We start from the raw sequence: 24,237 nt of genomic DNA on the forward strand, positions 1-24,237 counted from the left end.
TCCGGTGCACGGGCGGGGAAATGCGCCCCCGTCAGTCCCGCGGGCGGCGCGACTCGACAAGGCTGATCGCCTTGTCGATCGACGCTTCGATCGACAGGAAGCTCGTATCCAGCAGCGCCGCATCAGGGGCGAGCACGAGCGGCGCGGTGGAGCGCGAACTGTCGCGCTGATCCCGGGCACGGATGTCGGCCAGCACCTGATCGAAGGTGGCGGTGGAGCCGCGCGCCTGCAGTTCGGCGTGGCGGCGGCGCGCCCGGATCGTCGGCGTGGCGCGGACAAAGAGCTTGGCGTCAGCGTCGGGTGCTATCACTGTGCCGATGTCGCGCCCGTCCAGAACGGCGCCGCCCTCCTGATGGGCAAAGCGCTTCTGCCTCTGGAGCAGCGCCGCTCGGACAAGGGGATGGGCCGAGACGATCGAGGCAAGCTTGCCGATCTCATCCTCGCGCAGCACCGGATCGGCGAGCGTCAGTTCGTCAAAGTCGCAGGCGGCCACCGCATCCGCCTCTCGCGTGGGGTCAAGGTCGAGCCGCTTCACCGTGGCGGCGACGGCGCGGTACAGCAGCCCGGTGTCGAGGTGGGGCAGGTTATAGTGTCTGGCCAGCGCTCGGGCGACCGTTCCCTTGCCGGAGGCGGCGGGGCCATCAACCGCGATGATCATGCGATCGCGTCCTGACGCGCGAGCCAGCCGCGCAGCAGGGCGATGGTTTCCGCCGGGCGATCGTTGAACAGGCCGTGCGCGGCGCCTGGCGCGACGGCGAACTCGGCGCCGGGCACGCGGGCGGCAAAGGCGCCGGTGGTGACGGGTCGCGCCTCATCATACTGGCCACACAGGAACAAGGTACGCTTTCCTTCCAGCTTCGCGAGCAACGGCTCGCCATCATAATCCTTCAGCGAGCCGGAGGAGACGAATTCGCTCGCCCCCCACATCGCCTGGTACATGTCGCGATTGCCGCTGACGCCTTGGCTATAGGCGGCGACATCCGCGGCGGCGGGCAGGCGCCGGTTGAACGCGGCATAGAAGGCGCGGGTCGGCGCGTCGCATGTCACGGGCGGCTGGGCGAGGGTGAGCGCGCCGCATCGCTCAAGCTCCTGCCGGATCGCGGGCGGAAGGTCGCCGATCAGCGCCGTGGCATCGGCCAGCCAGCTTCGCGTCGAGACCAGCGGGCTGGCGAGGGCGAGCCCGGCGAGCGCGGCGGGGCGGCGGGCGCCATATTCCAGCGCGATCGTGCCGCCCCAGCTGGCGCCCAGCACATGCCAGCGTGCGACGCCCAGCCCGGAGCGGATCGCCTCCAGCTCATCGACGAAGCGCGGAATGCGCCAGTTCGCGCGATTGCCCGGGCGATCGGAGCGGCCGGTATCGAGCTGATCGTACAGGATAACCGCGCGCTCGTCGGCGAGTGGCAGCGCCTCCAGGAAGCTGGCATGCGTGCCGCCGGGGCCCCCATGGATCATCACGATCGGCGCGCGCGGTCCGGCGAGATCGCCATTCACCCGCACATAGACCCGGCCGCCGCCAGGCACCGACACCATCAGTTCGCGTGCGGGCGGGGCGAGCGTGCGGGCCGGCGTGCGAGCGGGCGGGCGGGCGAAAGCCGGCACGGCGAGCAGGCTGGCGCCCGCACCGGCAATCAGCGATCGGCGATCGATCAGCCCCAAGTAGCGCGTCCCCCCAGCGTATCGAGCAGGTCGAAGAAGCCGGGAAAGCTCGTCGCGACCGGGCTCGCATCATCAATGGTGATAGCGGCGCGGGCGTGAAGTCCAGCGATCGCCATGCTCATTGCGATACGATGATCGAGTTTCGAGGCGACCTGCGCGCCGCCGGCGATCGGCTCCCCGCCGCTGCCGGTGATCGTCAGCCCGTCCTCATGCTCCTCACAAGGCACGCCATTCGCTTCCAGCGCTGCCTTCATGACGGCGATACGGTCCGATTCCTTGACTCGCAATTCGTCGGCGCCGCGCGCGATCGTGCGTCCCTCGGCAAGAGCGGCGGCGACGAACAGCGCGGGATATTCGTCGATCATGGCGGGCGCGAGATCGTGCGGCACTTCGATGCCGCGCAGGGATGCGTGACGCACCCGCAGGTCGGCGACCGGTTCGCCGCCGACCACACGCGCATCAAGCTCCGCGATGTCAGCGCCCATCAGGCGCAGCGCCGTCACCAACCCCGCGCGCGTCGCGTTTAGCCCGACATTCTCGATCACCACGTCGCTGCCCGGCACGATGCTGGCGGCGACCATCCAGAAGGCGGCGGAGGAGGGATCGCCCGGTACGACGATCGACTGGGGCTTCAATTCGGCCTCGCCGACGATCCGGCTCGGCATGAGGCTGTTCCTGCTTTCGATGGTGCGGAAGAGCGAATTGCAGGATGCGGTCTGGGATGAGGTTGATTTCGAGAATGCCGTCTGGTCCATCCCGAAAGAGCGCATGAAGCGCTCGAAGCCACACAACGTCTATCTGTCGCAGCAGATGCTGGACATCTTCATCGCGCTCAAGACCTGCGCCGGTAACTCGAAATATGTCCTTCCCTCCCGCTATGATGCCGACGCGCCGATGTCGCGGGCGACGTTCAACCGGATCACGACGGCGGTGGTGGAGCGGGCCAAGAAGGAGGGGCTGCCGTTAGCGCCCTTTACGGTCCACGATCTCCGACGAACGGGCTCGACCTTGCTGAATGAGTTGGGCTTCAACAGCGACTGGATCGAGAAGTGTCTCGCGCACGAAGACGGGCGCTCTTCGCGGGGCATCTACAACAAGGCTGAATATGAACATCAGCGCCGGCACATGATGCAGGAATGGTCCAATCTGGTGGACGCCTGGGTCGCGGGTCAGAAATACACCCCGACGCTCTATCCGCCGACAATGGAGCTGGTCACGCCCGAGCCGAATGTTTGATGGGGCGGGTCTTGCGAAGCTGGACATCGGGAATGGGCGCGCGTTTCACAGCCTTGGCGCGTGACGCGCGACGCCGTTCATCCAGCCAGGTCTCGACCTCGGCCAGATCCCAGACCACGCAGCGGGAGGTGAGATAGAAGCGCTGCGGAAATTCGCCGCGTTGCTCCATGTCGTAGATGGTCGTGTCGGCTAACGGGACGATTTGGCGAAGCTCATGGCGCCGTATGGTCCGTGTCACGGCGGGCGGTTCCTGTTGTTTCATCTGAAGACTCCTTCAGCCATCGTGTCCCGGTAGATAGAAGTCGATAGACGACGGCGAAGGAAGGCCCGGATTGCGGGGCGTAGAACTGCGTCGCGCTCTGGCGTGCATATCGGACAAGACGCAGTCGACGTCGCGTCCGACCAGGTCTGCGGTTCGGTTCACTTCTGTGATCGTCGATACCGTCCCTTCCGGCGTGAGCCGACGTAGCATATGAGACCTGCCGCCTTGAGCGCGGCGATGTCCCGTCGCGCGGTTTTCAGGCTGACCCCCCACACCGCCGCGATCTCCCGGGCGTCACTTCGACCTCCTTCGACTCGGTCGAGAAACCAGTGCTGCCGCTCGTTCAGTTCGGCTCGATCAGGGACATTTATAGGGTCGCGTTCAGGGACACGTTTAGGGTCACTTTTCCGCGCGCCCGTTGCCGCCCGCCCACCGGCGGCTTCCCCGGCCGTATAGGCTTCACGGGCTCTGGCCAAGGAAATGCGGTCCACCGGGCCGGTCATCGGGATAGCCGCCGGACCATCGACCAGGCCGAGAACGAAGGCCCTGATGACCGGGGACGAGACCACAAGCCGCAGGAAATGCACGCTGTCAGGTCCGTGCTGCCCTGAGAGCCAATGCTTGACGGTTCGCTCGCTCGCATCCGTCTGGCGCATGAGCTGCTTGATCGCGCGGCGGCTGTCGCCATGCTCTTTGCGCAGCAGCTCGGCGATGGCCCGCGCATAGGTTTCGCGTCCGCCAAGCACGCCTGTCCATTGGGGAAATTTCCTGCCCGTTTTCGGCAACATCTTCCGTTTTCTCCGCAGCTAAACTGTTTCCGTGCGGAGTGGCGGCAGAGGCCCGTCATGCGCTGCGGCGGTAGGTCGCCCGGACCGCCGCAGGCAAGTTCGCGAGGGCGTAGGAATGAGCCGGAGACGTTACGATGATGATCGGCCAGGACAGCCCGAACGTCCTCTTCGGGCTGCCGAATACGTCCGCATGTCGACGGATCATCAGAAGTATTCGACGGAAAACCAATCCGACGCGATCCAGCAATATGCCGAAGCGCGCGGAATCGAGATCGTCAAAACCTATGCCGATGCGGGCAAGAGCGGCCTCAAGATCGAGGGTCGCGATGCGCTGAGGCAGCTCATTGAGGACGTGCAGTCCGGAAGCGCCGATTTCGACCTGGTGCTTGTCTATGACGTCAGCCGCTGGGGCCGCTTTCAGGATGCCGACGAGAGCGCCTATTACGAATATATCTGCCGACGCGCCGGCATTGCCGTGGAGTATTGCGCCGAGCAATTCGACAATGACGGCAGTCCGATCTCGACCATCGTCAAAGGCGTCAAGCGCGCGATGGCCGGCGAATATAGCCGCGAGCTGTCAACCAAGGTGTTCGCCGGTCAGGGGCGGCTTATCGAGAAGGGCTACCGCCAGGGCGGACCTGCGGGCTTCGGCCTGCGCCGGACCCTGATCGACGAGCATGGCGTCATCAAGGGGCATCTTGGCCGGGGCGAGCACAAGAGCATCCAGACCGATCGGGTGATCCTGACCCTCGGCCCGGAGGAGGAAGTCGCGCTGGTGCGCGACATCTATCAGGCTTTCGTCCACCAGGGATACAGCGAGCGGGACATTGCCGCTGATCTCAACGCGCGGGGCGTGCCCACCGATCTCGGCCGGCCCTGGACCAGAGGGACGGTCCATCAGATTTTGATCAACGAGAAGTATGTCGGCGACAACGTCTGGAACCGGCGCTCCTTCAAGCTGAAGAAAAAGCGCGTCCAGAACGACCCCGAGATGTGGATCAGGTCGCAGGATGCCTTTGCGGCTGTCGTCCAACGCGAACTGTTCGAGGCGGCCAAAACAATCATCAGCGCGCGCTCCTTTCGCCTGAGCGACGAGGAGATGCTGAAATCGCTGAGGGACCTCTACCAGCAGAAGGGGCTGCTATCCGGCCTGGTCATCGACGAATGCGACGGGATGCCATCGAGCAGCGCCTACAGCTCCCGCTTTGGCAGCCTGCTTCGGGCCTACAACCTTGTCGGCTTCACGCCGGATCGCGATTACCGCTATGTCGAAATCAACCGCGAACTGCGCAAGCTTCATCCCGATATTCTCCGTGAGTTGCTCGACGGATTGCGGGCGACCGGAAGCGACGCCTGGCAGGATGTCCAGACCGACCGGGTGATCGTCAACGGCGAGTTCAGCCTCTCAGTTGTAATCGCCCGGTGCATCGAGCTGCCGACCGGGCTGCTGCGTTGGAACCTGCGCTTCGACACCTCGCTCTCGCCCGACATCACCGTCGTCGTGCGGATGGACAGCGCCAATCGCGCCCCGCTCGATTACTACCTGTTCCCGTGCATCGACATGCTCTCCGAAAAGTTGCGGCTCGGAGAGGACAATGCTCTCGGGCTCGACGCCTACCGCTTCGACGGCCTCGATCTTCTCTACGACATCGCGGTGCCGATACCGCTGCGGGAGGCTGCCTGATGCCCGCCGTTCGGCCAACCAAGATCGAAATGATCCCCATCTCGCGGATCACGGTGCTGAACCCGCGTGCGCGCAACAAGCGCCAGCATCGGGAGATCGTGAACAATATCGAGGCGATCGGCCTGAAGCGGCCGATCACGGTCAGCCGCCGGGACGGCGCCGGGGGACCGCGCTACGATCTCGTCTGCGGCGAAGGCCGGCTGGAAGCCTTCCAGATGCTGGGCCAGACCGAGATTCCCGCCGTGGTGATCGAGGCCAGCGAGAGCGAATGCCTCGTGATGAGCCTGGTCGAAAACATCGCGCGGCGCATCCCGCGCCCCATCGACCTTATGAAGGAGATCGGCGCTCTGCGCTCTCGGGGCTACAGCGATGCCGAGATCGCCGAGAAGATCGGCGTCGGGGCGTCCTGGGTGAATATGATCGCTTCGCTTCTCGAGCGCGGCGAAGAACGGCTCGTCGCGGCGGTCGAAACCGGGCTTATCCCGATTACGCTGGCGATGGAGATTTCCAAGGCCGAGACGGAGGAGGCGCAGAATCTGCTCCTCGACGCCTATGAGACCGGTAAGCTGAGGGGCAAGAAGCTGGCCGCTGTCCGCCGCCTGCTGGAAATGCGTATGCAAAGCCAGCGCCGGGGAAGCTTACCGGCGGGACGCCTGGGCCGGAAAGCCAGCAGCAAGAGAATGACGGCTGCCGATCTTATGCAGGTCTATCAGCGAGAGGCGGAAAAGCAGCGGCTGCTCGTCAAGAAGTCCGATTTCACCCAGACCCGTTTGCTGTTCGTCGTCGAGGCCCTGAAAGACCTGCTCGCCGATGACGGCTTCGTCAACCTGTTGAGGGCGGAGGGGCTTGCCACCATGCCGCGGGCGCTGACGGTCCGCGTATCAGGAGACGAGCATGGCTGACAGTATGAAAGGCCGGGACGACGGCCAGATCCATCTCGCCTTCGACCGCGACTTTCTAACCGTCCCGGTCGCATCGATCGTTCCGCTCAAGACGCTGCCGGACGGCGCCCGAGCGAGCCGGTCCTATGCTCAGGTGCTCTCCTCGATCAAGGCGATCGGCCTGATCGAAGCGCCCGTCGTGATGGCTGACCCGAAAAAGCCCGGAATCTGGTTTCTGCTTGATGGCCATCTGCGGCTTGAGGCGCTGAAGGAGCTCGGCATTGCCGAGGTGGAGTGCCTGCTCGCCGCTGACGACGACACCTACACCTATAACAAGCGCGTCAACCGCATTCCGCCGATCCAAGAACATCGGATGATCGCGCGCGCGATGGACCGGGGCGTGCCATCGGCCGACATCGCGGCCGCCTTGAACCTCCAGGTCGAGTCCGTGCTGCGCCGGTTTCGGCTGCTGGAAGGTATCAGCCCCGAGGCGGCCGAGATGCTCAAGGACACGCCCTGTTCGATGAAAGTGTTCGACATTCTGCGCCAGATGACGTCGGTCAGGCAGATCGAAGCCGCGGATCTGATGATCGGTCAGAACAATTTCACGGTCTTGTTCGCGCGCGCGTTGCGCGCAGCGACATCCGAAAATCAGCTCGCCACAACCCGTAAAGGTAAGGGTGGCGGCAAGCCAACGCCTTCGGGCCAGCAGATCGCCCGCATGGAGCGCGAGCTGGCCACGCTCCAGACCCAGGTGAAATCGGTCGAGGAAACCTACGGTATCGACAATCTGCATCTGACCGTCGCGCGCGGCTATATCGCCAAGCTGCTGGCGAATAGCCGGGTGGTGCGTTGGCTGACGACCCACCAGCAGGACTATCTCGGCGAGTTTCAGAAGATCGCCGGGATCGACACGCTGGGTTCCGTCGCAGAGCCGCCGGCGGGCTGAAAGGACTTGGGGACCCGGACCCGATAAGCGCGGGGACCATGGGAGACGCCGCACTTTGGGGCGGATCGAGCATGGCGGTGGGAATGGCGGCGAACCCGCAGGAAGCCCACCAGGCCGGTCGTCATATGATCCGGCCGCATGAGGGGCTGCTTGCTCCGCATGAACAGGGCGGGCGTGCTGGGGGCGCCGACCGGCACGCCCGCTATTCTTCGAGGTTCTTCCGCCTTGAGAATGCGGACAGATCGAGGGTCAACGCCCGTAGCGACCGTGTCGTTTCCAGGTCGTGATGCGTCAAGAGATCGACCAGATCTTCCTGGTCCGGCTGCCCCAGGGCAAGGCGATAGAGCAGCCTCTGCGTCCTCAACTTCGCAAAGCGATCAATGTCGCGACTTTGGGGAAGCGCGAACAAATGTCGCTTTAGATCCGCGCCTTCCATCGCCCACCACGGGCTGAGGCCGGTTTTGTCATCCGCGAACACCGTGTCGGCGTCGCGTGCGATGATGTCCCACGGCGACGCTGATTGGCCGCGTGCCTGCGCCAAGGCCTGTTCGCCTAGTTTTCGGGCGAGCGGTTGTCGGACAGTCAGCCCGCCGAAGCGCTGAATGCGACCTTCTCGTTGCTCCAGGTCAACAGGGCTGGAACAAAGGTCCCAGTGGCCGAGCCTGTCGCACCAGCTATGGAAGTCGAGACCTTCCTGTCCGACCGAGGTCGTCGCCAGGACATGGGGCCAGAACGGCGTATTGAACGCGCTGCGGATTTCCTCGGAGCGCGCTGGCGGCGGTTCATCGACGTCATGGTCATGCCGATGCGTCTCGGTCTCGGTGCCGCCAAACGGCACCGCGGCATGACAGCGGATACGGATCTTGTCCTTTTTCTTCGCGCCCTTGAATCCGAAGGTGCCGACGTTCGCTGCGAGCGCCGCCGATAGATCCTCGATGAGCCCATCAGGGTTGACCTTGGATTTGCGCAGCCAGAAATGTTCGTCGAGGACGGCTTCCAGGCAGCCGTCGATGCACGCATTCTGATATTTCTGCGTGGCGTCCTCGCCGGGCAAGACCGACCAGAAAACGGGGCGATCCAGATAGGTGCGCAGCCGCGTCCAGCAGAAGCGCACAAGCCGCGCGAAATGCTGCTCCTGGAAATCGAATAGGTCCGGCAGGTGGCGAAAAAGTGCCCGGCCCGTCACCACGCCGGGGGCGGCGAGCGCCATATCCACCAGGGCGTCCAGCTCCCATTGGCTTAGCCAGGTGATCGGCTCGGCCTCCTGGCGCTGTTTGAGCAAGGTTTGAAGCGTTGCATCCTTCGGGGCGACCCGCCCCCAGTTCTTCTGGACCGCCGCGAACTCCCGAGCCAGCGGCGCCTTCTGTGCGCGCTCGATGGCCGCGAGGATCGCCCAGGCCGGCCTGCGCCGTCGGTTGCTGCGCGCATTTGGAGCTTCCGGCGCGATGGACGGGGGGAGTGCCCGAACAATCTGCTGCCGCGCCCTGGCCTTGATCTGCTTCATCGCCGCTTTTCCCTTCACATCGAGGGGATCGACAGCGCGGATCAGGAAGGGGCTCGGATGAAACAGGGCGAGCGTGGGGCCTTGGTTCGGCTTCGGATTAAGGTGGCGCTTCTTCCACGCGGCGGCGTAGGGAAGATTGCTTTTCGCCACGCATTTGCGTTCGACCTCAAGGCTAACAAGGGCCGCCAGGCTTTGGGGCGTGGCCCTGAACCGGCTGAAGATCAGCATCTTGGGCGATTGCGTCACCTTCGCCCACGGGCCGGACGGCGCCCACCAGGTCAGCGAGGGCAACACCCATGGGAGGGCAAGGGCCTCTGTCGGCACGAGGCTGTTGAGGGCGCGGAGCTTGGCGCTTCCCCAGCCATCTTTCGGCGGCTTGAAGCAATTGGTGACTCCGAGCCGGGGGACGCTGCGCGTGGCCGGAAAATCTACGTCGCGAGAGATCTGGTATCGGTCCCCCAACGCCTGCGCGGGGAGAGGCACCGAAAGCCAGTAGGCGATCGCGCTGCCTGCGAGCTTGGGCGACACATGGTCGGTGAAATGGCGATAGACGTCGAGATCGTGGGGCTCGATCTTTACGGACGGCGGCGCAGGCTCTCCGGCATGGTCGGAAACCGGACGCTCTGTCCGCGACATAAGCGGTGTGAGAAGCGCTTCGAGAAGATGCTTGAGCGCCTGCGCCTCTTCGATCACCGTCTGCCGGCTATCTGGCGGCAGGTGGCCGATCAAATGCAGAAGATCGCCAAAACGACGGAACTGGGTTTCGGCCTTTTTGCGTACAGCCGACCCGCCCAGAAATTCGATAATCTCGAAAAATTCGACGTGAGGAGCAGACCCAGCGCCGTTTTCCCACCGCTCGGCGTAGAAACGGTAGGGCGTGGCGGACAGGAGGAGAATCGGCGGCGGTGCCCCTTCATCCTTTCCTGCCAGCAGTTGAAGCGCCAAGGGATTATCGGCGCCTGCGTTGAGCAGCTCGCGATAGCATTGGAACTCGTCGAAAATCACGAGGTCGGGCGGCGCGGAATCCAAGGCGGCTTGAGCGAGCGCCTTCCGCATCCGGCCCAAGCTCTGGCCATGCTTGCTCGTATCGATCGCGTGCAGAATGTTTTCGCGGGCCGGCCTGCCAAATTCCGCGCGTAACGCTCGGCCATAGGCCGCCTTGAAGACGGCGGAGACATTGTCGAACCTGGCCTGAGCTTCCTCGTACGCCCATGGCCAGCCGGACGTTGCGCCATATTCGATATAGCCTTCAGGAAAGGCTGCGGTTAGGCCGGGGTATAGGTCGTCCAACAGGAGCTTGATAAACGCGCGTTCGACAGCCTTTCCGCCGTAGAGGCGCTGCGAGCTGGAGAATGATGTGGTGGGTGTAAAGGCGTAGAGCCGCAGCTTTCCCTTGCGCTTTTCCTCGAACGGAATGAGCCCGACGCGGTCGATGGTGGAGAGCGCTTCCTTGGCGTCGTCCTTGTCGAGGAACCGCAGCAGCTCGACCTTGTTCTGATCCGCGACTTTGAGCCCGCTCGTAATATAATAGACCGTGAACTTACGCGCTTTGCTCGCCAAGGCCGCGAGCGTGTCTCGGGCGACGACGGTTTTTCCGAGGCCGACTTCGTCCGCGACAAGAAACCGGCGCAGCGGGTTGCCTCCCGACAGGGCGGCAGTTGCAGCCTTGACCGTCGCGGCCTGGAAGGGTTTCGATCTTGCGCTCATGAGACAAGCTGGGTCCGCGCAATGGCCCAGATCTGAGCGAGTTCGTTTAGGTCAGCCCTCTCCTTGTCGCTCAGGTTTTCGCCGTGGGCGAGAAGCGCATCCACATAGCGCGCAAAATGGCGATCGACCCGGCCGAAGGCTTTGCGATCGCGTGCCCAAGCCGTGAGAATATCCTCCAACGTCAGGCGGTCATAACCCAGGCCTTGGGCGCGGTTGCCCCGCGATCCGGCATCTTCATCCCATGCGCCGCCACCGACCGGAAGTGTGTCGCCGCCGAGCATCGCACGCATCCAGTCATGAAATGCGCGAAGCCCCATGTGGCTGGCCAGCGCGGCTAGATCCCGCTGCTCTTCGAGAGGCGGATCGACGGTGACTCGCTGCATCCATCGCAAATCCCCGTCTGGGCCGCTTATCCTCACCTGAATGAAGGCAGACTGAAGCGACAGGGGGATCGGTCCAAGACCGAGGCGGACGGCGTCGGCCGGCCAAGGCAGCAGGTCGCCATTTGCCGATCCGGCGTGCAGCACATGGTCAGGGTAGGCAAGCGAAGGAACCGCCCGCGCATCGATCGAGAAACATTCCCCGTCACGGTGTAGAACCGGGTCCCAGGAGGCCATGAGCGCCTTGCGCGACTCTTCCAGGGCATCGGCTGCACTCATGCCGCCCAGGTCCGTGGCGGCGAGTTCCTCTATGGTGACAGGCGTCGCTTTACCGACAAGGAACGCCAGGCCGGACGTGAACGCTTCGCCCGCCTCGAGTTCGACCATGATTTCCGAATTGCGCCCCGACCATGCCCTTTCGGTCGCATTGGCGCTTCCGACCCGCAAGATGGTGTTCTCGCCCGAGTGGAAGCAGAACATCTTTGCATGGAGAGCAAGGGGCGCCGGCTCCACATCATCGTCGGCCGCGGGTTCGCTGCCGGGCAGAGTGAGCGCGGATTCGTCAGCGAGCACGTCCGGCGCCGCATAGGCCAGGATTTTCGAGAAGCCGGTCAGCGACGTCCTGGACCGGCTGGCTATATCGGCGAGAGCCGGCATCGACGAGATCAGCGTTCTGGAGCCGGCCGCGCCCCAGTTGCCGGCCTTTTTCAGAAAGTCGGGCGACAAGAACGGGCTGATGATCGTTATGCCGTCGACCGCGCCGGGTGGCGGTTCCGCGGGCAGGGGAACGCCTTGGTCCAGCCCATTGAGGAGGCGGCGCAAGCGGAACCCGTCTGGCGCATCCCACCAGATCGCCTCCAGCTGCTCCGAGATGTCATCGGCATCCTCGCGCGATGCACAGCGTGCGAGAGCGCCCCCGAGCGCGCCGACACCAGGGAGCCGAACCCGTCCCTTCGCGCGCTTTTCGCTGCCGTCCAGCAAAATGCCCGCGTCGAGATCCTGAGAGCGGGTGAGGTTCCGGCTGCCAATCCAGAGCTTCCAGCGCGTTTCCCCTTTGGGGCAGTTATAGGCGACCAGGGCAATCTTCGGATGCCAGCTGCGCTCTCGCTCATCGTAGGGCTGCTCGACGATGAACTGATCGAGGATGCCCGCGATACGGGGGAGCGCCACCGGGCGCGCGATCCGCCCGCGCTGGATGATGATCCTGACGTGACCGCGCAGCCTGTCGATCGCATCGGCAAAATCGACCGCCGTTCCGCTGCCCTTGTCATTGTTGCGACCAATCAGGGCGAGCAACGCCGCGGCGACCGCAGACAGGTCGACCGAGTAGGTCGCGAACAATGCGAGCTTGACCGTCTCCAATCGCCCAGGCCGCAGCTCGTCGAGGTAGGGCTGGCCGTGCCAAGCTTGCCGATCGCTCATGCGACGTCTTCCAGATCGCGCAGGAGCCGCTTCACATTTCCCCAGCGATAATGGAGCGGCTCGGCGCGACCATGGCGCTCGCCTTGCCATTCCATGCGCCGGTCGACGCCGAACTGATTGCTGGCGAGACGCGCGCGATCATCCTTCCTGCTGACCTCCGCCCGCGCGTACACGTCGAGCAACGGCATCGGATCCTTGCCATTCGCCCGAACCCAGGCCGAAGTCTCTTTCAGCACGCCTTCAACTGCGGGCGGGAGGTGGCCGATTTCGGCGAGAAACAGGTTCATATCCAGCCGGGCGGCCAGCCCGCCCCATCGCTCGAGCGCGTCCTTCAGCTCGGCGCGATGCAAATTTGGCTGCGGTCGCTTGTCGCGCGTTTCCTTGAGTGTCTCGACCTGGGCCGCATAAATCGCCCTGCCAATTGCCGACAGCGCCGCCGCCTGGCCGGCCCGCTTCAACATGGCGGCTTCTTTGCCGGCGAGCGCGAGAATTTCGCCGTCCCAGCAGTGATCCGCCTCGTCGAGCGGCTTTCCGACCAGTTTCGACAAGAGCGACGGCTCGCCCGGATCGGTCGGCGAGCGAACGGCGCGTAGCTTGGTCGCGAGATAGATCTGCTCCGGCGGTGAAAGGTCGAGCGTCAATTTTCCTCCGCCATCCCAGTCGCCGGGGGCATCGATCAACCCCGAGATCGGCCAAGCCACCGTCTCGAAGGGTTTCCCGTCATCGTCATGGAGGGCGCGCTTGCTGGATGACACCAGGAGCTTCGCCATATCCGGGCGGCTCCACGGCCGACCATCAGGGCGGACACCGATCAGGCCCCACTTGGCGAGGGCCGTCCAATAGACATAGGCTGGCGGTTGGCTGATCACGCGGGGGAAGACGTCCCCGCCGATCACGCCATCTTTCTCGCCGCCCACGCCATCGACATATTTGAGACGGCCGGTCAGCTCGTGCTCGAGATCGGAAAAGGCTTGGCCGAAATCCTTAGGGACAGGGCGTTTCGTCCGCAGGCTTTGGTAAAGCCAGGGGATGAGAAGCGCGTAGCGCAGCCGTGTGTGCAGAACCGATGTGCCGGGGAAGAAGTGATCGGCATAGCGCTGGTGGACGATGAGGAACCCGACCTCATCGCGCACGCCGGCTGCACCGCCGAACATCATCTGTTCAGCCTGGCCCAACGCCTTGCGCGACAAAAAGGTGAACCCAAAAGATGACACGAAGCCTGCCCCCACGGCGTGGTAAAATTTACATCTCAGGAAAATTGCCGATGCCCTACGGCATCATCCACTACCAATAACTTTCAACCTCATGGCGCGGGTTTCGAGCAAATAGGTTTCGACCCCGGCAAGCAGATGCAAGCCTTCTTCACCGATTGCTTGTCGCGATAGCCCAGGCTGCACGATGCGGACGTCGAACTCGAAGCGGTGATCTTGCCACCCGACCTTGAGCTTCTTGATCGCTGCGGCCGAGCCTTGCTCAATCCGAGAACTGAGACCCCGGTCCCGGCGCATCTTTTCGCGCCTCAGCATGTGTTGAAGCATGCGGCCGGGCCGGTCGCGCCACCGAGCGGATTTCTGAGCCTGGCCGCAAACCTCATAGAGGTCGCCCAGGCGCGCACCTGGCGTATCCGTCCCCGAATACTTGCAATGATACAGGGTCATGGAAACGACGCTGTCGGTTATGCGCAGCGCCACGACATCGGCGATCTCGCCTTTGCCATCATCGTCGAAGATCACATCATAGGGATCGGGGTCGGCCAACAGCGTCTCGATGACGAGACGCTGGACGGAGTCTGCGCGCTTATTCGTACCTTGCGACTCGACGCGGATATTGGCCTTCGACCAATCCCAGGCTTCGATCTTGTCGGACGGGTAGGGCTCGATCGTCTCGCCTTCGGGCAGGGTGTAGAGGTGGCTGTAGATGAGCAACGAGCCATCGCCGAAGTCGATCTGAGGCGAATCCTCGCCGAAGGACTCCGAAAGTGTCTGCACCTTGCTGCCAATCTTGATCGTCGCCTTGGCGCCGGCGCGCTGAGGGTAGCGGGCATGCCCGTCGCTGAAGACGATCTCGAACTCGGCCGCGTGCTCATCGCTCCGCACGGCGAAGCGCAGCGGTCCGGAACGAGCGTTATCAAGCAACTCGATATCGCATTCCGCGAAGGTTACGGGCTCATCGCCGAACGAGATTTCGATCCGCTCCTCGAACTGGGTGATCAGAGATTCAGGCCAATGGATCGCCACCGGCGGAACAGCCGGGCGCTGGCTGATCTGGTGGGGGCGCATCGCGCTCTTGAAGACGCCGTCGGTCGTGATGCTGGGATCGTTCACCGTGCGGCCGACATCCTGGCACCAATCCACCCAGTCGGTCAGGTCATGGACCTTGGCGCTGGACCAGAACTTGCCCTTGGCCGAGCATCCGCGCGAGGCCGGCACGCCGTCGAGGAAGCCGGTGGCGAAGATGTTGTTCTTGATCCGCGACTGGGATTTTGCGCTGTCGAGGCCGTCGGCGACGTCCACGCCCATGTACATGGAATAGCGGACGCCGCGCCCTTGATGGTGGGTGAGGCCGAGGTTGCGCAGGATCAGCCGCTTGAACCCGTGGAGGCTGCGGAACACTTCCTCGCCTTCCACGCGGCGGGTCGTATCGCCGCAAACCGCCTTTGCCAGGCGGTCGAACGGCCCCTTGGCGGAACTGCTGATGTAGAGCAGGCCGCTGGCCTGATCCCAGTGGAGCATGTGCAGATCCCAGGTGACGTTCACCGCCTGCTGCGCCGAGGTCCAGCGCGCCTGTTCCTCCGCGCGCGTCACGAAGATCGCGACCCGTTGATGCGGGTTCAGCTTCATGCCGAGATAGACGCCGGGATTGTAGAGTTCCTCCGCCCGGAACGGATCCCAAGCATCACAAGACGTCCGGTAGAGCACCGCGTTCATTTTCGGTTCGAGGGTCTGGAGCGGAATGTCGCTCAGATCCCCGGAAAAGCCCTTGAACATCTCGGCGCGGCGGACCTGGCGTTCGATCTTGGCCGAACTGAGCGCCTCTACCAGCGCGTTCCAGTCGGCGTCCTCGGCGTAGAGCTTGGCCAGCGCGCGATCGACATCGTCGATGCCGGTATTGGCGATCACCGTCGCATCGCCCAGGGTCGGATCCTGGCGGGTGAAGCGGCCGACGAACTGGATCGTCACCGCCACGCTCTTGTGATGATCGTGCAATGCAGCGATCTTCAGCTCGGGCAGGTCAAAGCCCTCGCCGAGCATGTCGACACATACGATGATCCGGCTCTCGAAGCGGCGTAGCGCTGCCAGATTTTCGCGCCGTTCCTTCAGCGATTGCTGGCTGTGGACGATGACTGGCCGATAGTCCGGATAGGCCGCCGCATAGAGGCTATGCAGGTGCTTGGCGCGTTCGATGGTGCTGCAACGGGCCATCGCCAGATGATTGAGGCCGGCGTCCAGGTCGGAGGCAAGCACTTCGCCGAGCTTGTCGATGATCGCCTGGTCGGCGTCGGGTTGGTCCAGCCCGAATACCGCCTCGAAGCGGATCGGCTTGAAATAGCCTTCCTGCTGCGCCTTCTTCAGGGGGTAGGTGTAGATGAACTCCCCATCGACGCGGCCGCCATCCTCGCGAAACGGGGTGGCGGTGAACTGGATCACCGGAATGGGCGGTTCGTGCTCGACGAAGAGCCCGCGAAAGGACTTCCACGTCCGTGCCCCGATATGATGCGCCTCGTCGATAAAGAGTGCGGAGGCACGGGCCGCCATCCGTTCCTGCACCAGCGCCTCGGCACGGCCAGCGATCTGCATCGTGGTGACGACGACATTGGCGCTGTCGAAGATTTCATCGACGTCGGCCTCGCTCGCCGGAATGTGCGAGAGCCGCATGACCAAGGGGAACGCCGCGGTCTCATCGAGACATTTTTGCTGTTTCAGGACGCCGAAGGTCTCGAATTTGCCCGCGATCTGCTCGCGTAGAGCGTCGGTGGGGACCACCACCAGCAGGCGCTCGAACCGCCGGTTGGCATTGAGCGCCAGCATCGTCTCGGTCTTGCCCGTGCCCGTCGGCATGACGATGGTGGCCGGGTCCGTCGATCGCGTCGCATGGGCCAGCGCGGCATGGAGCGCGCCGATCTGGGGACGCCGCAAGCCAGGCTGCGCCGGCACACCATCGGCCGCCGCCCGTCCTTCGCGCAGATGAATGGCGTCGACCCACGAGGCGGAGACGGCCTGAAGCCGCTCGACGCGCGCGGAACGATCCAGCGTGTCGATGGCGATCGGCAGCGCATTCATCCACCGGCCTGCACCCAGCTCGAGCGCTTCGACGATCCGGTCCGGCTCCGCCGCGCCGGGCACGAGGAGAATGAGGTCGGCTTCCAACGGCGTGGCCGTCTTCGCGCTGATGATCTTCAGGATTTCGCCGGATTCCAGGGTCGTCTCGTAGCCATTGACGCGGCGGACGGCGAAGGGGCGGAGCCGGCAACGCACCCGGCGCGCGGGAACGGCCAACTGACGCACTGGGCTCCCCAACACCTTGCCGTCGATGGCGAGCCGGGCCGGCAAGAGCAGTTCGACCTCGGGATTGAAGAGGTCGTCCTGGTTGGGGCCGGCGGAGCGCGTGCGGGAGGCCATTGGATCGCCCTCCGTCAGGCCGTCGCGGTCTGCGGCGAAGGCGAGACGGCAATCACCGTTCCCCTCGTCATCAGCACGATCAGTCCGCGCTCGGCGCCGGTCATGTTCAGATAGGCGCGCACCTGCGCATGGTAGTGATCGAGAGTCTGGGCATCGGGGTTTACGTCGCTCTTCCAGTCGACCACCACGACCGGCCGGCCATCGTCTCCAACGGTCAGCGCGTCGGCGATCCCGGCCGTTGCGGTTTCCACGCCGTCATTAGCCTGGGCGGCATAGACGGGAAATTCGGCGAGGAGGCCGGGTCGCAAGGCCGCGATGTCAGGCAGGGTCAAAGTCCGTGCGACGCAGGCCGCCAGTTCTTCGGCCGACAGTCCTGTCGCCGGATCGGCGACCGGCGAGCGGCCAAGCGAGCGGATGAGGTCGGCCGCCCGTTCGATCAGCGCCGCCTCGACTTCCGGGGCTTCCCCCGTCAGCACCTCTTCGATGAGCTTGTGGAGGATGAGCCCGCGCTCCCGGCCGCCCTGCACCGGGGCGGCGATTTCCAGTTCGGGGGGCTGGTCGCCAGCCGAGCTCGTCCAGAGAGACGCCTCTTCTTCCCGGAGCACGGCCCCGGCGGCGCTTTCGTCGCGGCTGGGGGCGAGCCAGGTCAGCCGCGTCTGCGCAGCGGCGATGGTTTCTGCTTCGGCGGCGAAGGTCGCGCGCGTCTGGACGTTGTCCACCCCCGTCCCCGCGCCCGTGAGGCCGGCGGGCAGATGCGAAACATCCAGGCCGGGAAGTTCGGCGAGCGATAGATCGACGAGACCGATCCATGCCGATTTCGACGGCGTGGTGTCGAGCCGGGGGAGGACGAGAAGCTCGCGGGCGCGGGTGGCCGCGACATACCAGAGCCGGATACGTTCGCGGTCCAGCTCCTCCTTTTCGGCCTGGCGTGCGGCGTCATAGCCTTCGGGCGTGACGCCCAGGACCGGGCAATAGAAGGTCTTGGTCTGGCGGTCGAGGACAGCGCTTTCGGGCGCCATCACGCCGGTCATGGTGTTGACCGGAATGACGATCGGCCATTCCAGCCCCTTGGCCGCGTGCATGGTGAAGAGCGCGACCGCTTCCTCCTGCGCGTCGGGTCGGCCCTCGACGGCGCGGGCCTCGTCGGACCATGCCGCCGCCATGGCCTCGGCAAAGGCGCGCAGGCCGCGCACGGCGTAGCCGGTCGACAGGCTAAGATAGAGATCGACGTTGGCGAGCGCGCGCTCGGCTTGGCCGCGATGCCGCTCGAGGAGAAGCGGACGGACGCGCATCACGTCCACCGCCTGCGAAAGCAGTTCGTGCGGGGTCGTGCTGTTGCCGCGCCGCGAGAGCGATTGCAGCCGTTCGATGACCGCGCGCGCGAGCGGGTGCGCGATGACGGCCGGGTCGATGCTGAGATCGAGGCGTGGAATCCGGTCGGGCTGATCTTCCGAGCGGGGCAGTCCCCAGATGATGTCGAGCAGCTCTTCCTCGGAGAGGCCGACCAGAGGCCCGCGCAGCAGCGCGCCGAGCGCGAGCGTATCGCGGCGGTCGGCCAGGACGCGGGTCAGCGCGATCAGGTCCTGGACTTCCTGGCGGCGGAACAGCCCCTTGCCGGCTTGGGTCGCCACGGGGATGCCGCGCCGCTCCAGCGCTTCCTCGTAGCGCCACAGCTCCGCGCCGGTCGGCGCCAGCAAGGCGATGTCACCCGGCTGGCAAGGGCGCTCCGCGCCGCTGCGGCGGTCGATGATGGGGTGGCTTTCGATCAGCCGAGCGCACAGCTCGGCGATGGCGTCGGCTTCGGCGTCGCGCTGCTGTTCGGCGCTGGCCTTGCCGTTTTCGTCGGCGACGGCGATGTCGAGGGCGGCTACGCAAACGCCGCCCCGGTCGTCATGGAACGGGTCGAGCGCGGTGAAGCCCGGCTGTCCATCGGCCGAGAGCACGGCCTCGAAGCGCTCGTTGACGAAGGTGAGGATCGAGGCGCAGGAGCGGAAATTGGTCGAGATCGACAGGAGGCTGTCGGCGTCCTGAGCGCGGAAGGCGTCGCGCGCCTGGACATAGGCGCCGACATCGGCGCCCCGGAAGCGATAGATCGCCTGCTTGGGATCGCCCACAAGGAAGAGCGCGCCTGGCCGGATTTGGAACCGCGCCCAGTCGTCGTCGCCATCGACCGGATCGCCGCACAGACGCCAGAAGATCTCGGTTTGCAGGGGGTCTGTGTCCTGGAACTCGTCAACGAGGACGTGGGCGAAACGCTGTCCCAGCGCCCGGCGCACGGCATCGTGGTCGCGCAGCAAGGCGCGCGCCGCGAAAATCAGATCGTCGAAATCGAGCTGGGCGCTGGCGCGCTTGTGGTCGCGATAGCGTTGCAGGATGGGATGCGCCTCGTCGATCAGCGCAGCGAGGGCATGGCCGGCGGCGGCCTGCACGAGCGCGGTCCAGGCATCGCAGCAGGCGGCGTAGTGGGTCTCGGCCGCGTCGTTCAGCCGATCGCCGTCGGCCTTGGAAAGTCCGGCCTGCTTGGCGGCGGCCGCCCATTTCCCTTTCTTGCGGTAGGAAGCGAAGGCGCCGGCTTTGGTGCAGAGATCCGGGTGCGGACGCGAGGTCAGGAGCTGGACGAGGCCCGCGGGCGTCCCCGGGTCTGGAGCGTTCGCCAGGACCGCGACCATTTCGGCCAGCCGTTCGACGATCGTCGCGGTCTCCGGCTCGGCCGCCGCCGTAGCGCCCATGAAGCCCGTGAAATCCGCCGCCGCCTGCCGAAACGCCGCAAGGTGGCCGTCAAGTGCCGAGACAGGGGGCGCAGCGAGCGTGGGGCGGCGGCGCAGATTCTCGGCGATCTTGTGGATCAGCGCCACCGTCTCGCCGGGGCTATGCAGCACCATCTCGGCCAGGATGCCGCCTTGACCGCCGGACAGCCGCTCGCGCAACCAGCCATCGACAATCTCGAGGAAGGCCAGATCGGCCTGGTTACGATCCATCACGGCGGCGCCGGGGTCGATGTCGGCCTCCGCCGGATAGGGCTTGATCAGCCGCTGGCAAAATCCGTGGATGGTCGAGCAGGTGATTTCGTCGATCGCGGCGCTGGCGGCGGCGAGATTGCGACGATGGACCTCCGACAGGCCATCGGGGAGCGCCACGCGCAGCTCGGTCGCGACCACACCGGCCGAGAGGTCGGCGACGAACTCGCGGACACGCGACAGCAATTCGCTCGCGGCGAGCTCGGTGAAGGTGACGGCGGCGATGGCGCGTGGGGAAACGCCTTCGGCGAGCATGGCGGCGATGCGTCCAGCCATGACGGCGGTCTTGCCCGAACCCGCGCCGGCCTCGACCAGGATGGAGCGATCATGAAGGCTGATCGCATGGCGGCGCGCGCCGTCGTCCTTCAGCACCTTGGACACGTTGCTCATCATTCCGCCTCCCAGACCTGAGTGACTTCGCCGAGCCGCTCCGTGGCGGCCGGCATCTTGCGTTTGCAGTAGGTGGCGCTGGCGTTGGCCGGCAGGGCAAAGGCGAGGTCGTCGTAGTCGCCGCCGGTATCCGGCCCAGGCAGGGCCGCGCCGCCGGCGAGACTCGCCCGTGCCGCGCGCAGATAGCCGGTGATCTCCACGAGCACCGCCTCGGGGTCGTCGAGCTGGAGATCGACGGGATCGCGTGGGTAGAGCAGCGAGGCGCTGATCGTGACGTCATCGCCGAGCAGCGCCTTGACCGCGAACGCATAGAGGCAGCGCTGAAGCTCGCGTCCGCCGTTCAATCGGATGTCGCCGCGCGGCGGGCGGCCGGTCTTATAGTCGCGCACGAGGGCGCGTTTGCCGTCGCCCGCGATGTCGAGCCGGTCGATATAGCCGGCGATGTTGAAGCCCGTGTCGGGGATCGTGACTGGTGTGCTCGAATCCCAAGGGGTCTGAGCGTCGGATTTCGGCTGCGAGCCGCCGAAGGGAACCTCGCCGTAGGAACGCGCGCCTGGCAGAAGGTCATCGCCATAGGACAGGGCGCGGCTCGCCAGCGTGCGGGCGTCGTCGAGGGTGCGCCCCCAGATGACCGCCGGCGGAACCGGGCGCTCGCTTTCCCAGTCGGCGGCGACGGCTTGCGCGGCCCGCGCCACGGCGGCTTCGATGGTCTGTGCGTCGGCGGCCGCAAGGCCGCCCCCGGCTTCGAGGTCGCGCAGGGCGTGGTCGAGAACCAGGTGGACAAGATCGCCGACCCCGAGCGCGTCGAGCACGAGCGGTTCGGCGCTGCTCTGGGGTTCGCGCCATCCGAACGCATAGATCCACACGAAGCTCAGCGGATTGCGCAGCAGTCGGCGCAGCGAGCTGGCCGATTGGGTCCGGCCGAGGATGGCGAGGACGAGCGGATGATCCGCGCGCACGAGTCCATCGTGGGGGGTGATCTCGACCTGTCGCCAGTCGCGCCAGCAGCCTTGCGCGCTGACGGCTTGCGGATCGGCGGCGAATTCCTCGGGCCGCGCCATCAGACGATCGGTCTCGCTGAAGGCGTGCGCCGGCGTCGCGTTGCGGCGCAGATAAGTCTCGTCGCCATGTCCGGCGAGCAGAGGGCTGCGCCCCAGGAGACGCCCATCGCTGTCGCGCCGTGCGCACGACAGGACGACGGTGTCGCCCGTCGTGGCGAGGATCGTCTCGAAATCGCGCCGGTCGGCGAGATTGACCGGCAGCGGATCGAGCACCGGGGTCGGGATGATATGGTCGGGGATCAGCCGGTCTTCGGCGATCCCGCGCGGCCAGCGGGACGAATTGAGGCCAAGCAGCCGCACGAAACGGCGAGGCGACGCCGCAAGCGCACTGGCCGGCATCCAGGCGATGCAGACGCAGGCTTCCAGTCCGTCGTCCTGCTTCAGGGTCTCGAGCGTCGCATCGACCGAGGCGGCGGGGCCGGCGAGCAGCGCCTTGCGCCAGATCGCGAGGGCTCGGCCCTTGAGAAAGGCTTCTCCGATCTCACCGGCGGCCTCCGGCCCTTTCGCCAACGTCTCGACCGCCGCGCGCAAAGCCGGGGTATGGTCGGCGCCATCGGGCCAGTCGTCCGCCGTCAACCGGGCGAGCAGGCGGTTCCAGGCGCCCGGCGTCGAGAGCGGCGCATCGGTGGGCAGGACTCGCAGCCAGCCTTCGGGCAGCGACTCAAAAGGTCCGCTGTCCCGGCAGAGCGCGGCGAGCCGACGTAACCGCGACTGCGACAGGCCGCGGACCACGATGTCGGCCAGCGCCGCGGCGGCCTGACCGTCGCGGGTGGTGACGGTGCGGACGCCGTGGACGAAATGCAGGTCGATGTTGGCGTCGGCGCGCAGAGCCAGGAGGTGATCGTCATAGTCGGCGGGCGAGGCGGTCGCGATGGCGATCTCCGACGGGGCGACGCCCGAGGCGAGCAAGCAGCGCGCCCAGCGCATCGCCTCGATGGCCTCGTGATAGGCCGTCGCCGCGCTGACGGCGTTGATTCCCGGCGCTTGCGCCGGTGCGCGCGCGATCGCGACGCTCGTGCCCTCCAGCCACGCGGGAACGCTTCTTGGGCCGGCCCTCCACTGCACGGGGATATGGGCGGTGAGCGCCTGTAGCAGCGGTCGCCAGCACGGCGAGAGTTCGGTGAGCCCGACGATCTCCATCGGACCAAGCACCGCCGGCGCATGGGCGAGGCGCTCCGTCGCGGCGGCGGCGATGTCGAGAGGCCGTAGCATGTCGGTCGGAAGCTGGTCGAGGACGGCCGCCTCCAGGCGTGCGATGGCGGCGAGGCGCGGATGGTCATCGGTCGCGCGTGCGGCAAGGTCGATGCCCGCGCGCCAGGCTTTGTGCAGCGTGTCGGCCGCCGCATCGATCATGCCGGGCAGGGTCTTGATGCTTTCCAGTTCGCCCATCGGCGTGACGGACAGGGCCGCCTGGATGGCCCCGCGCAGGCTCTCGTCATCGATCGGGCGGGCGAAACCGCCGGCCAGCCGGACCGCGGCCTGCTCGAAGGACATGATCTGGAGGCCGTGCCGACCGGTACGCCCCGCCGCGAGGCGGTTCTCCCGCATGGCGAGGCGGCCGTGAACGACCAAGGTGGATCGATGCGCGATGGTCATGACCGTCCTCCTTCCGGGTTTTGCTTGGAGTTGTGCGCCGACCTAGCGATCTGATCCGCCAAGCCGAGTCGCCCCACGCTTCGCTCCGCTGGCTGTGACCGATAGACCATTGACGAAACCCCCTAATGGGAATAATAATTACACGGACCTCATCGGGTTGTCCATATAGTTTTTATGCTCATGTTGGCGAGGCAAGGTACATGGCGGAAGCCACGACGGCGTTGAAATGGGGGGTGGGGCGCCGACTCGAATTCATCGAGTTTCGGCTGTTCTGGGAGGGTTCGATCAACCGGGCCGACCTTGTCGAGGCGTTCGGCGTGTCGGTTCCGCAGGCTTCCAAGGATTTGACGCTCTATCAGGAGCGGGCGCCCGGCAACATGGAGTACGACACCCGCGCTAAGCGCTACGTCGCCGCCGAAAAATTCGTTCTGCGCTTCCTTGAACCGGACCCCTACATCTATCTGTCGCAGCTCCGCTCGGTCGCCGAGGGGGCTGTGCCTGCGAGCGACTCGTGGATCGCGGCGCTCCCCAGCGCCGATGTGGCGCTAACTCCCAGGCGGGACATCGACATCAAGGTTCTGCGGAAGATACTCGACGCGAGCCGAGAGGGCGTCTCCATCGACGTCTTCTACCAGTCGATGAACAAGTTGCGGCCCGAGCCCACCTGGCGACGGATCACCCCGCACGCCTTCGGCTACGATGGTTTCCGCTGGCACGCGCGGGCCTATTGCCACCTCGAACACAAGTTCAAGGATTTCCTCCTGCCGCGAGTCCTCGACGTTGGTGCGAAGGGGGAGCCTGGCGAGGCGGGCGACCGGGACTGGCTCTGGAACAACTATTTCGACGTCATCATCGGCCCGCATCCGGGGCTTACGGCTAGCCAGAAGATGGTCGTCGCCAAGGATTATGGGCTGGACCAGGGAAACGGCGTGCTCTCGGTTCGCTACGCCATGCTTTTTTACGTTTTGAAGCGCCTGGGTTTGCTTGGTGACGCCGCGAAACAGAGCGCCCATACACAGCATATCGTAACAATAAACCGCAAGGAAACTGAAGCCGCGCTTGAGAAGGCGGAGCTTCAGCTATGA

Annotated in this window: 15 protein-coding genes and 1 pseudogene; 5 read left to right on the forward strand and 11 right to left on the reverse strand. The window is 65.4% G+C overall.

All coding sequences use genetic code 11. From position 1 onward, the window contains the following. Positions 1-31 precede the first annotated feature (31 nt). The 3 genes and pseudogenes from cmk to AX702_RS07185 all read right to left on the reverse strand — a co-directional run. A complete protein-coding gene (gene cmk, locus AX702_RS07175) occupies positions 32-658 on the reverse strand; it encodes a (d)CMP kinase (protein ID WP_066777984.1) in 627 nt (208 codons plus the stop codon). Beyond that, the gene (locus AX702_RS07180; RefSeq protein WP_231731761.1) at positions 655-1,656 is read right to left on the reverse strand and encodes an alpha/beta fold hydrolase; all 1,002 of its coding nucleotides are present in this window, start codon (positions 1,654-1,656) and stop codon (positions 655-657) included. The genes cmk and AX702_RS07180 overlap by 4 nt, the downstream gene beginning before the upstream one ends. Further along, positions 1,647-2,309: pseudogene (locus AX702_RS07185) on the reverse strand (3-phosphoshikimate 1-carboxyvinyltransferase); the annotation flags it as partial. The pseudogene AX702_RS07185 and the gene AX702_RS07180, both read right to left, overlap by 10 nt. A gap of 10 nt (positions 2,310-2,319) precedes the next feature. Here AX702_RS07185 and AX702_RS07190 point away from each other — a divergent pair. Next, positions 2,320-2,892, forward strand: coding sequence for a tyrosine-type recombinase/integrase (locus AX702_RS07190; protein WP_443026286.1), 573 nt, complete (start codon positions 2,320-2,322; stop codon positions 2,890-2,892). Here the strand turns inward: AX702_RS07190 and AX702_RS07195 are convergent. Beyond that, positions 2,870-3,154, reverse strand: a complete 285-nt coding sequence (locus tag AX702_RS07195; RefSeq protein ID WP_066777986.1) for a helix-turn-helix transcriptional regulator — start codon at positions 3,152-3,154, stop codon at positions 2,870-2,872. The two genes, AX702_RS07190 and AX702_RS07195, sit on opposite strands and share 23 nt — an antisense overlap. Before the next feature lie 158 nt (positions 3,155-3,312). After that, the gene (locus AX702_RS07200) at positions 3,313-3,942 is read right to left on the reverse strand and encodes a hypothetical protein (protein ID WP_066777988.1); all 630 of its coding nucleotides are present in this window, start codon (positions 3,940-3,942) and stop codon (positions 3,313-3,315) included. 115 nt (positions 3,943-4,057) lie between these two features. On the opposite strand from AX702_RS07200, the gene AX702_RS07205 reads away from it, so the two are divergent. The 3 genes from AX702_RS07205 to AX702_RS07215 are packed head-to-tail and all read left to right on the forward strand — an operon-like array spanning position 4,058 to position 7,456. Next, on the forward strand, positions 4,058-5,626 hold the full coding sequence (locus tag AX702_RS07205; RefSeq protein ID WP_082746118.1) for a recombinase family protein: 1,569 nt from the start codon (positions 4,058-4,060) through the stop codon (positions 5,624-5,626). Next, a complete protein-coding gene (locus AX702_RS07210) occupies positions 5,626-6,528 on the forward strand; it encodes a plasmid partitioning protein RepB C-terminal domain-containing protein (RefSeq protein ID WP_066777992.1) in 903 nt (300 codons plus the stop codon). The genes AX702_RS07205 and AX702_RS07210 overlap by 1 nt, the downstream gene beginning before the upstream one ends. Continuing rightward, entirely contained in the window at positions 6,521-7,456 is a 936-nt protein-coding gene (locus AX702_RS07215) for a plasmid partitioning protein RepB C-terminal domain-containing protein (protein ID WP_066777994.1), read from the forward strand. The genes AX702_RS07210 and AX702_RS07215 overlap by 8 nt, the downstream gene beginning before the upstream one ends. A 202-nt stretch (positions 7,457-7,658) precedes the next feature. Here AX702_RS07215 and AX702_RS07220 read toward each other — a convergent pair whose 3' ends face one another. The 6 genes from AX702_RS07220 to AX702_RS07245 form a co-directional block, all read right to left on the reverse strand. Beyond that, positions 7,659-10,667, reverse strand: coding sequence for a helicase (locus tag AX702_RS07220; RefSeq protein ID WP_066777996.1), 3,009 nt, complete (start codon positions 10,665-10,667; stop codon positions 7,659-7,661). After that, positions 10,664-12,469 carry a phospholipase D family protein gene (locus AX702_RS07225; protein ID WP_066777998.1) on the reverse strand — a complete coding sequence of 602 codons (1,806 nt, stop codon included), beginning with the start codon at positions 12,467-12,469 and terminating at the stop codon, positions 10,664-10,666. The genes AX702_RS07220 and AX702_RS07225 overlap by 4 nt, the downstream gene beginning before the upstream one ends. Beyond that, positions 12,466-13,683, reverse strand: a complete 1,218-nt coding sequence (locus tag AX702_RS07230) for a DUF6361 family protein (RefSeq protein WP_082746121.1) — start codon at positions 13,681-13,683, stop codon at positions 12,466-12,468. The genes AX702_RS07225 and AX702_RS07230 overlap by 4 nt, the downstream gene beginning before the upstream one ends. 63 nt (positions 13,684-13,746) lie before the next feature. Then, positions 13,747-17,088, reverse strand: coding sequence for a DEAD/DEAH box helicase (locus AX702_RS07235; protein ID WP_066778000.1), 3,342 nt, complete (start codon positions 17,086-17,088; stop codon positions 13,747-13,749). Positions 17,089-17,102: 14 nt separating this feature from the next. Then, a complete protein-coding gene (locus AX702_RS07240) occupies positions 17,103-20,498 on the reverse strand; it encodes a UvrD-helicase domain-containing protein (protein WP_331710384.1) in 3,396 nt (1,131 codons plus the stop codon). After that, on the reverse strand, positions 20,495-23,152 hold the full coding sequence (locus AX702_RS07245) for a PD-(D/E)XK nuclease family protein (protein WP_066778009.1): 2,658 nt from the start codon (positions 23,150-23,152) through the stop codon (positions 20,495-20,497). The genes AX702_RS07240 and AX702_RS07245 overlap by 4 nt, the downstream gene beginning before the upstream one ends. 200 nt (positions 23,153-23,352) lie before the next feature. Between AX702_RS07245 and AX702_RS07250 the strand changes: the two genes are divergently transcribed. After that, positions 23,353-24,237 (forward strand): WYL domain-containing protein, encoded by an 885-nt coding sequence (locus AX702_RS07250; protein WP_066778011.1) that lies wholly within the window; start codon positions 23,353-23,355, stop codon positions 24,235-24,237.

This window comes from Sphingomonas sp. CCH5-D11, from assembly GCF_001557395.1.
GTDB lineage: Bacteria > Pseudomonadota > Alphaproteobacteria > Sphingomonadales > Sphingomonadaceae > Sphingomonas.

What these genes read in the sequence shown, in the direction of transcription:
- cmk (WP_066777984.1), bottom strand. Translation starts at nt 658, where the DNA reads ATGATCATCGCGGTTGATGGCCCCGCCGCCTCCGGCAAGGGAACGGTC.
- AX702_RS07190 (WP_443026286.1), top strand. Translation starts at nt 2,320, where the DNA reads ATGAGGCTGTTCCTGCTTTCGATGGTGCGGAAGAGCGAATTGCAGGAT.
- AX702_RS07195 (WP_066777986.1), bottom strand. Translation starts at nt 3,154, where the DNA reads ATGAAACAACAGGAACCGCCCGCCGTGACACGGACCATACGGCGCCAT.
- AX702_RS07200 (WP_066777988.1), bottom strand. Translation starts at nt 3,942, where the DNA reads ATGTTGCCGAAAACGGGCAGGAAATTTCCCCAATGGACAGGCGTGCTT.
- AX702_RS07205 (WP_082746118.1), top strand. Translation starts at nt 4,058, where the DNA reads ATGAGCCGGAGACGTTACGATGATGATCGGCCAGGACAGCCCGAACGT.
- AX702_RS07210 (WP_066777992.1), top strand. Translation starts at nt 5,626, where the DNA reads ATGCCCGCCGTTCGGCCAACCAAGATCGAAATGATCCCCATCTCGCGG.
- AX702_RS07215 (WP_066777994.1), top strand. Translation starts at nt 6,521, where the DNA reads ATGGCTGACAGTATGAAAGGCCGGGACGACGGCCAGATCCATCTCGCC.
- AX702_RS07220 (WP_066777996.1), bottom strand. Translation starts at nt 10,667, where the DNA reads ATGAGCGCAAGATCGAAACCCTTCCAGGCCGCGACGGTCAAGGCTGCA.
- AX702_RS07225 (WP_066777998.1), bottom strand. Translation starts at nt 12,469, where the DNA reads ATGAGCGATCGGCAAGCTTGGCACGGCCAGCCCTACCTCGACGAGCTG.
- AX702_RS07235 (WP_066778000.1), bottom strand. Translation starts at nt 17,088, where the DNA reads ATGGCCTCCCGCACGCGCTCCGCCGGCCCCAACCAGGACGACCTCTTC.
- AX702_RS07240 (WP_331710384.1), bottom strand. Translation starts at nt 20,498, where the DNA reads ATGATGAGCAACGTGTCCAAGGTGCTGAAGGACGACGGCGCGCGCCGC.
- AX702_RS07245 (WP_066778009.1), bottom strand. Translation starts at nt 23,152, where the DNA reads ATGACCATCGCGCATCGATCCACCTTGGTCGTTCACGGCCGCCTCGCC.
- AX702_RS07250 (WP_066778011.1), top strand. Translation starts at nt 23,353, where the DNA reads ATGGCGGAAGCCACGACGGCGTTGAAATGGGGGGTGGGGCGCCGACTC.